Source organism: Actinophytocola sp. (genome assembly GCF_035712165.1).
Lineage (GTDB): Bacteria > Actinomycetota > Actinomycetes > Mycobacteriales > Pseudonocardiaceae > DASYTH01.
Map to the genome: position 1 here is coordinate 1 of NZ_DASTBH010000246.1, position 8,438 is coordinate 8,438.

At 69.9% G+C, this 8,438-nt stretch carries 9 protein-coding genes and 1 pseudogene; 5 read left to right on the forward strand and 5 right to left on the reverse strand.

Annotated features, from left to right (window positions below):
* The 4 genes and pseudogenes from VFO68_RS14175 to VFO68_RS14190 form a co-directional block, all read right to left on the reverse strand.
* The coding region (locus VFO68_RS14175) for an aldehyde dehydrogenase family protein (protein WP_325158728.1) at positions 1-312 on the reverse strand (312 nt) is incomplete at its 3' end.
* 140 nt (positions 313-452) lie between these two features.
* Positions 453-788: pseudogene (locus tag VFO68_RS14180) on the reverse strand (histone-like nucleoid-structuring protein Lsr2); the annotation flags it as partial.
* 147 nt (positions 789-935) lie between these two features.
* Complete coding sequence (locus tag VFO68_RS14185) at positions 936-1,712, reverse strand: zf-HC2 domain-containing protein (protein ID WP_325158730.1); 777 nt, start codon at positions 1,710-1,712, stop codon at positions 936-938.
* A 6-nt stretch (positions 1,713-1,718) separates the two neighbouring features.
* Positions 1,719-2,246 carry a sigma-70 family RNA polymerase sigma factor gene (locus VFO68_RS14190; protein WP_414635502.1) on the reverse strand — a complete coding sequence of 176 codons (528 nt, stop codon included), beginning with the start codon at positions 2,244-2,246 and terminating at the stop codon, positions 1,719-1,721.
* Positions 2,247-2,516: 270 nt separating this feature from the next.
* On the opposite strand from VFO68_RS14190, the gene VFO68_RS14195 reads away from it, so the two are divergent.
* The 5 genes from VFO68_RS14195 (at position 2,517) to VFO68_RS14215 (ending at position 7,563) form a co-directional block, all read left to right on the forward strand.
* Positions 2,517-3,212 carry a DUF4142 domain-containing protein gene (locus VFO68_RS14195; protein WP_325158737.1) on the forward strand — a complete coding sequence of 232 codons (696 nt, stop codon included), beginning with the start codon at positions 2,517-2,519 and terminating at the stop codon, positions 3,210-3,212.
* 56 nt (positions 3,213-3,268) lie between these two features.
* A complete protein-coding gene (locus VFO68_RS14200; protein ID WP_325158731.1) occupies positions 3,269-4,831 on the forward strand; it encodes a DUF1996 domain-containing protein in 1,563 nt (520 codons plus the stop codon).
* A gap of 93 nt (positions 4,832-4,924) precedes the next feature.
* Complete coding sequence (locus VFO68_RS14205; protein ID WP_325158732.1) at positions 4,925-5,524, forward strand: hypothetical protein; 600 nt, start codon at positions 4,925-4,927, stop codon at positions 5,522-5,524.
* Positions 5,521-5,772: a ferredoxin gene (locus tag VFO68_RS14210; RefSeq protein ID WP_325158733.1), complete on the forward strand. Its 252-nt coding sequence runs from the start codon at positions 5,521-5,523 to the stop codon at positions 5,770-5,772. The genes VFO68_RS14205 and VFO68_RS14210 overlap by 4 nt, the downstream gene beginning before the upstream one ends.
* Positions 5,773-7,563, forward strand: coding sequence for an NAD(P)/FAD-dependent oxidoreductase (locus VFO68_RS14215; RefSeq protein WP_325158734.1), 1,791 nt, complete (start codon positions 5,773-5,775; stop codon positions 7,561-7,563).
* On the opposite strand, the gene VFO68_RS14220 is transcribed toward VFO68_RS14215, so the two are convergent.
* On the reverse strand, positions 7,564-8,438 hold an 875-nt coding region (locus VFO68_RS14220; RefSeq protein ID WP_325158735.1), incomplete at its 5' end, for an alpha-amylase family glycosyl hydrolase.

The window sequence follows — 8,438 nt, forward strand, 5'->3', positions numbered from 1 at the left end:
GTCGGCCAGGAACCGCTCGGCGTGCTCGGCGTAGAACCGGGCCGCGACGGCGCACTTGGCCACCTCGGCCTTGGCCGCTTTGACCGTCTTGCCCATCTCGAGCGTCATCAGCTCGGCGATGTCCGTCGCCTGCTCGTCGAGCAGGCCGGCAGCCGTCCGCATCCACTCGGCGCGCTGGGTGAACGTCGTCACCCGGTAGTTGGAAAATGTGTCGGCGGCCTTGGCTATCCGCTCTGCGATCTGCCGATCACCGAGTGCGTCGAAGGTGCGTACGGTCTCACCGGTCGCGGGGTTCGTTGTCGTGATGGCCATAGGCCGAGCCTAATGCGCGAGGCGATCGGCCGGGTCGCAGAGAATGGTCGGAATGCCGGATCTCGGGTTCAGCCGGAGAAGGACGGCACCCTGGCCTTCCCGCCTTTCCCCCGCTTACCCTTGGGGGATTGCGCCTCCTCGAATGCCTCGATGACGTTGGCCGGGATACGGCCGCGGTCGGCGAGTTCGAAGCCGTTCTCCCGGGCCCACTCACGGATCGCCCTGGTCTGCTCCCGGCTGGCCGCCGGGCGCGACCGGGTCGTCTTGGTGCTACCCGTGTTTCGCTTGATCCGGCCACCGGTGCGACGCGCGTGCTCGACGAACTCCGCGAGTGTTTCGCGCAGGTTCTCCGCGTTGGTTTCGTTGAGGTCAATCTCGTAGTCCGCGCCGTCCAACGAGAAGCTGACGGTGCTTATGTCTTCGGACGCGCTGCCGTCGAGGTCGTCAACCAGCTCAACGATGACTTTCTGGGCCATGTCCGCCCTACCTCCATATCCCCGGAAATCGTCGCGAGCATACAACAACTGTCGGTTGGACACGATCACACACCCAGGTTGAAGTCATCGTCGGATTCGACGATAGCAAAGCGTATTCAGTGATCGAGCGCTAATGGATCGGAATCGTCAGGCCGGCACGTCGAGCATCGCGGTGCCGTCCGGTCGCCGCACGCTGAACATGGCGATGTCCTCGGCGGGCAGGCTCAGCCCGCCCTGGATCCGCAGCGGCTCCGGCGAACTCGGCACACCGAACCCGGCGGGCGGGACCGACCAGCTGATCACGTCGTAGGTGTCCCCGCCCTGCGACACGGCGACCAGCTTGCAGTCCAGTGGCCCGACGACCCCGCGCAGCTCCAGATTGATCTTGGTGCCCCAGGTCTCGGGCTCGATGCCGATGGTGGCGCCCACGCCGGACTGCGGACTGGTCCCGGACACCGTGCGGGCGCCGGCCACCACGTCGGTGCCGGTCTCCGGAGGCAGGTTCGTGGTGGTCTCGGCGGGCGCCTTGACCGTCACGGTGGGTCCGGCGACCGGGGTGTTCTGCCGGCCGGCGAGGTTGCCGACCACCACGGGCACGGCCACGAGCAGGACGGCGGCCGCCGCCGCACCCAGCCAGACCACGCGGCGCCGCCCCTGGCGCACCGTGCTCACCCGTTCCAGTGCGCCGGACAGGACCCGTTTGCCCGGCAGCGCCGGCGCGCGGGCCGGTTTGCCGCGCTTGTCCGGCGCCGGCTTGAGCTGGTCGAGCAGCATCGGCAGATCGGCGAACTCGCGGTACTCGGCCCGGCACCTGGCGCACCGAGCGAAATGCTCGGCGAAGGCGGCGTGGTCCGGCTCGTCGAGGATCCCGAGCGCGTATGCGGCTACATCGACGTGATCGACCCTCTGATGGGGTGTGTGCATCGTCGATCACTCCCCGTCCCGAAGCGCCCGGCGTAATGCCCGGAGCGCGTAGTACACCCGCGACTTGACGGTCCCCGGCGGCACGCCAAGTATCTGCGCGGCTTCGTTGATGGTGCGGCCCCGTAAATACGTTTCCTCGATGGCCTCGCGATGCTCCGCCCGCAATCCCTGAAGCGCATCTGCAACGACCATAGCTGAAAGTGACTGCTCCGAACGGTCCGGCACCGGCACGAGGGTAAGCGGCGCGATGTCGACCTCGCGGGGCCGGGCACTGTGGCTACGCCGGCCGTCGATCACGATACGCCGCGCGACGGTGAACAGCCAGGCACGCAACATGCCCGGGTCACGGTCCAACCGCTCCGCGTTTTTCCAGGCGCGGACCAGGGTCTCCTGCACCACGTCCTCGGCCCACTGCCGGTCATTGCCGGTCAGGTACAGCACGTGACCGAACAATGCCCCGCCGAACTCGCGGTAGAGCATCCTGACTAGCGCCTCGTCCTTATCCGGGACGCCGTCCGCGCCGGCAAGATCCACTCTCGTGCTCTGGCGCCGACTCACGGGGGACATCCTGGACCCCCGCTCGCCGTTCCGTCGAGTGATCCAGGTCACATCAACTTCTTGGCCGTGATTGAACCGTGACCCGTGGGTTTCCGTATCTGCTGGTGACCGCACGTGCTGGTGATCGATGGAATCTCCTTGTCCAGGAAGGAAAACCATATGCGCTCCCCCTTGCGGGCAGACGGATTCGCCCGCATCTCGCGGTGATCCACAGTGGACAGGAAGGGTGTAGGCCGGGTGGCGCTCATGGTGCTGATGGTTCCGATGACCACGGTGGTCGTCGGGTACGTCACACCCGCGGCGGCCACTGCGCCCACGTCCCTCTCCGACTCCGACCTGGAACTGCTGGTCAACGTCCGGCAGGCGAGTCTCTGGGAGATCGCCGCCGGTCAGCAGGCCCAGCAGCAGGCCGCCAGCCAGGCGGTTCAGGATGCCGGAGCGAAGATCGTCGAGCAGCACCGGGTGCTCGACAAGGAGGTCCGCGGGATCGCCGGGCAGCTCGGCGTGGTTCTGCCCAACCGCCCGAGCGAGGAGCAGCAGGACTGGCTGGTCGAGCTGTCCGCCAAGTGGGGACCCGAGTTCGACCGGTCGTTCGCGAACCTGCTGCGCCGGGCGCACGGCCAGGTTTTCTCGGTCATCGCCCAGGTCAGGGCCGGTACCCGCAATGAAATGGTCCGCGCCTTCGCGGAACGGGCCAGCGACGCGGTCCGGACCCAGATGACGTTGTTGGAGAGCACCGGGCAGGTGGACTTCAACGCGCTGCCGGAGCCGGTGCGACCGGGAACCGCACCGGCCGGCGCGGCGTACGGGCGACAGCACGACATCGTCGAGGCGAGCACGCGGACCGGCACGGGCGGCGTCGACGTTGGACTCATGATCGGCATCTGTCTCGTGGAACTCGTCGTGGTCTTCGGTTTGTTGCGGCTACTCCGCACGCGCTGACCAGGACCCGCCGAAACCGAGACCAGACCCAACGAAGAAACAGCGAGGTTCAAACCATGGCACGACATCAGATGCCCCAACGCACCAAGCGGCGGCTGATCGCCGCGGGCATCGCCGCCGTGACGATCATCGGAACCGGTGTCGTCATCGGCGTCACCGGCGCCGCATCGGCCAAGAACCGGGGCAACTCGGTGGATCTGTCCGTCCTGGAATGTATTCCGGACGTCGCGAACCCCACCTCGTCGGCCACCGCGCCGCCGCCTCCGGCCTCTTCGGCCCCTGGCTCCTCCGCTGTCGCGCCCCCCGCCTCCTCCGCCGAGCAGGCTCCGCCGGCCGAGGCTCCGGCCGAGCAGCCGGCCGAAGAGGCTCCCGCCGAGCAGCCGGCCGAGCAGGCTCCCGCCGAGCAGCCGGCCGCCGAGGCCCCTGCGGAGAACCCGGCCACCCCGGCCGTGCAGGGCTTCCGCAAGCCGCCGGTGGGTCAGCCGGCCCAGCCGGAAGCCGCGGTGCAGCCGGAAGCCCCGGCCCAGCCCGAGGAGCAGGCGCCGGCCGAGCAGGTTCCGGGCGCTCCCGCGGGCCAGCCGGCCCAGCCGCCGTCGGAGACCCCGGGCAAGCCCGCCCCGCCGGCAGCACCCAACGGTGGCGCCAACACCGCGCCCGACGAGGCCGGTGCGCCGGCGCCGATGGTGCCCGCGCCGCAGCCGCAGGCCGAGGACGTCAAGGAGTTCACCAAGCAGAGCTGCTCGAAGGCATTCGGGCCGTTCCCGCAGGACTTCGTGAACATCCTCAAGGTCCGGCCGTCGAACCTGTACCCGCGGGTGCAGCGCAGCGGTTCCCGGGGCACGTTCACCAGCCGGTGCGGCACGAACGCCAACGGCCACCGCAACTCCGACAACCACATCGCCGCCCCCGGCGTGGTCAACGGCGCGCACCACCAGCACGACTACGTCGGCAACGAGGACACCGACAACCAGTCCACGCCGGAAAGCCTGTCGGCGGCCGGCACCACCTGCACCAACGGCGACAAGTCCACGTACTTCTGGCCGGTGATCCGGGTGCGTGACCGGGACGGCGGCGGTGCCGGCGACGACGCGCCCAACCCGCACAACATCGGCGAGATCATCGCGCCGGCCTCGGCGAACCTGACCTTCCACGGCAACCCCGTTTCCAAGGTCGTGGCCATGCCGCAGTTCATCAAGGTCCTGACCGGCAACGCCAAGGCCGCCATCCAGAACGGCGCCAACGCCAACGCCAAGTGGACCTGCAGCGGTTTCCAGAACCGGTTCACCGACAAGTACCCGCTCTGCCCGCGCGGCAGCCGGCTGATGCGCGTGGCCGACTTCCCGAGCTGCTGGGACGGTCAGAACGTGGACAGTGCCAACCACCGCACGCACATCGTGTTCCCGGACAAGACGGGCGCCTGCCCGGCGGGCACCAAGGCGGTCCCGCAGCTGCGGATCACGTTGACCTACAACCTCCCCCGTGGTCGGATCTTCGCGGTGGACGCCTTCCCCGAGGTGCAGCACAACCCCACCACCGACCACAACGACTTCCAGAACGTGATGCCGGAGGCCCTGATGAACCAGGCGGTCACCTGCATCAACAGCGGCCGGAGGTGCTAGCTCCTCCTGCGTAAGCACCATCCGGAACGGGCCAGGCAGGCCGGATCCGCCCCGGCCTGCCTGTCACCCGGTCCATAGTCTTGGAGGCACCACTTGCTTTACCAACTGGCGCAAGGCACCGCGGAGAAGGCAGCGCACGATGCCGGAATCCTCGAGGTCTCGGTTCTGTCCGCCCGCCTCGCCTACGCCATGATGTGTCTGACGCTGTGCTGGGGGGCACTGACCAGCATGGGCTGGGTCGGCCGGGCCACCGGCCGGCAGGCGCTGCGCAGCGGACACATCTTTCTCGTGGCTCTGACCCTGGCGTTCGCCGCCGTGCACACCAGCTCGATGTTGCTGCTGGAGCTCTCCCCGTTCACGCCGGCCCAGCTGTTCATCCCGTTCTACGGTGACAACAACCTGACCTACAGCCTGGGCATCCTGGCCATGGAGCTCCTGCTCACCGTGCTGGTCGCGACCTGGCTGCGCCGCTTCATCACCTCGGCGCGCTGGTTGTTCCTGCATCGCCTGGCCTATCCGGCCTTCGCCTTCGGCGTGTTGCACGCACTGCTCTCCGCCATGGCCGCCGGGCACATGGCGGTTGTCTGGCTCGGCGGCATCTCCCTGCTGATCCCCACTCTGGTCGTGATCGCAATCCGGTTCATGCCCGCCAAGGCACTCGCCACCACCGGCCTGATCGAGGACGCGCCATGACGCGGCGGCTCACTCCCCGGACCTCCGTGTCGCGCGAACCGCGCTCCGAAGCGGTCGCGGCGCTCAGTGTCAACAACGACCGGTGCCGGCGGTACGGCACCTGCTCGGCCGAGGCCCCGGACCTGTTTCAGCTCACCGTCACCGGTGAGCTGCAGTACCGCCGGGCCGTCCCGGCCGAACACGTGGACCAGGCCAGGTCGGCCGTCCGCTGCTGCCCCATGCTCGCCATCGTCCTGAAGGAACGGTAGATGCCCAAGAGCGAACGAATCGTCATCGTCGGAGCCGGCGCCGCCGGGGTCCGCGCGGCGGAACGGTTGCGCGAGCAGAACTTCGACGGCGAACTGGTGATCGTCAGCGAGGAGCCGTACCGGCCGTACCACCGCCCGGCGCTGTGCAAGCAGATCCTCACCGGTCAGCTGCGTCCCAAGGACATCGTGCTGCCGGTGCACACCGAACTGGACGCGATCTGGCGCTACGGCGCGCGGGCCACCCGACTCGACCCGGACGAGCACATCGTGACGCTGCCCGGTGACGAGCGGATCCGCTACGACGGGCTGGTCATCGCGACCGGTGTCCAGGCCCGGCACCTGCCGGGCGCCCCGCGGCAGGACCCGCGGGTCCAGGTACTGCGCACCATGGCCGACTCGGCCGCGGTGCGTCGCGCGATCGCTCACGGCCGCGGTGGGGTGGCCGTGATCGGAGGCGGCTTCGTGGCCTGCGAGGTGGCCGCCGCCGCGGTCGACCTCAACCGTCAGGCGACGATCATCACGCGCGAGGACCGGTTGCTGGACCGGGTGCCGGGCGTCGAGTTCGGCGAGGCCGTGCACGATCTGCACGAGTCCAACGGCGTTCAGGTGATCACGCAGGTCTCCGTGCGGGACTGGGTCTCGCAGGCCGACGGCGTCGCGGTGTACCTGACCGACGGCCGGGTCGTGGTGGCGTCCTGCGTGGTGCTCGGTGTCGGCAGCGTGCCGACCGTCGACTGGCTGCGCGGCTCCGGACTGATCCTGGACGACGGGATCATGTGTGACCCCACCTGCCACGCCGTCGGCGCGAACGACATCGTGGTGGCCGGGGACGTCGCGCGCTGGCCGAACCTGCGCTTCGACACCATGCCGCGCCGGGTCGAGCACTGGACCCACGCGATCGAGATGGGCCGGGCCGCCGCGGACAACCTGCTTGCCGGGCATGCCGCCGCACAGCCGTTCACGCCGGTGCCGCGGTTCTGGTCGGAGCAGCACGGGGTTCGGATCCAGGCCGCCGGCCTGCCCGCCCTGGCGCAGGACACCGTGGAACTGGCCGGCGAGGCGACCATCGGGCACCGGGTGACCGGCTACGTCAGCGACGGATCGCTGGTCGGCGTGCTCGCCTGGGACAGCCCGCGCGGCATGCTGCGCTGGACCGACGAGCTGGAACACCAGACCGGGCAGGCGATGCGCCGCCGGATGGCCGGCGAGCCGGAGCGCGGCGTGCGCCGGACCTACCACGAGTTCGCGGAGACGCCGCCGATGCAGCAGCCGGCGATGTTCGCCGACACGCAGGAGTTCCCACGCCCGGTGTTCGCCGAGCCGGAGACGCTCGTGGCCCGGCCGGTCGCGCCGCCGCCGTTCCGGCCCGCTCCCCCGGTCATGCCGCCCATGCCGGTGGCCCAGCCGTACATCCCGGTCGCGCCACCGGTTCCGGTCGCCCAGCACGCTCCGGTCGCACAGTATGTTCCGGTCGAGCAGCCCGAGCCGGTTGCCGAGCAGGACTACTCGGAGCCGGAGTTCGTCGAGTTGGCTCTGCCGGAGGAGTTCGAGATCCCGGACGTGGTGCCGGACATGTCGAAGCTCGGGCCGGCCGAGCTCAGCCTGCCGAACATCCCGGTTCCGGCCGAACTGCTCGCGATCGGCGCCGCGATGGACGGAATGGGCAGCGGCGGGCAGCGGATGCATCCGATGCACCCGGCGCAGGCGAACATGGATCCGGCGGAGACCAGCGTCTTCGGCATGCCGCCGGTGCAGTCGCACGCCCCGGATCTGCGCGACCTGTTCCGGTAGTCAGTCCTCGGCGACGATCACACCCTCGTCGCCGCGCAGGGTCAGCGGACCGGTCACCTCGCCGGTCCGGTCCAACCCGGTGGCCAGCACGATGCGGCCGGTCACCGGGACCGGGACGATCCGTTGGCAGGACTCGAGGTTGAGCGCGACGACCAGGCTCCGGCCGTCGTGCCGGCGCCGGTACACCAGCAGCCCGGCGTCCGCGGCGAGGCGCTGGTAGGCGCCGATGGACAGCGCGGACTCGCTGCGGCGCAAGGCGATCAGCGCCCGGTACAGGGACAGCACGGAGGTCGCGGCGCGACGTTGCGCGGCCACGCCGGGGTGCGCCGGCCCCAGCGGCAGCCACGGTCGCACATCCGGCGGGCAGAACCCGGCATTGCGCCCGGCTGTCCAGCGCATCGGTGTGCGGGCCGGGTCGCGGCCGACGCCGATCCCGGGAACCCGTAGCTCGTAGGGATCCCGCACCAGGTGCGCGGGCACGGCCACGTCCGGCATGCCGATCTCGTCGCCGTAGTACAGGATCGGCGTGCCGCGCAGGGTGAGCAGCAGCATCGCCGCCACCCGCGCTCGCGCCGGGCCGACCCGGGTGGCGATCCGGCTGCGGTCATGGTTGCCCAGCGCCCAGTTCGGCCAGGCGCCGGACGGCAGGGCGGCCTGGTAGCTGTCCACCAGCGCGGCGATGTGCTCGCCGGAGTAGGGCGCCGCGATGAGGTGCATGTTGGCCGGCAGGTGCACACCGTCGCCGGCTCGCCCGTAGTAGCGGACCAGCCGGTGAAACGGCAGGTACAACTCGGCGATCAGCAGGCCGTCGTCGTCGCCCCGGTGGCCGTCCAGCGCCGCGCGCAGTTCGGTGACGATCTCCAGGTTCTCCGGCC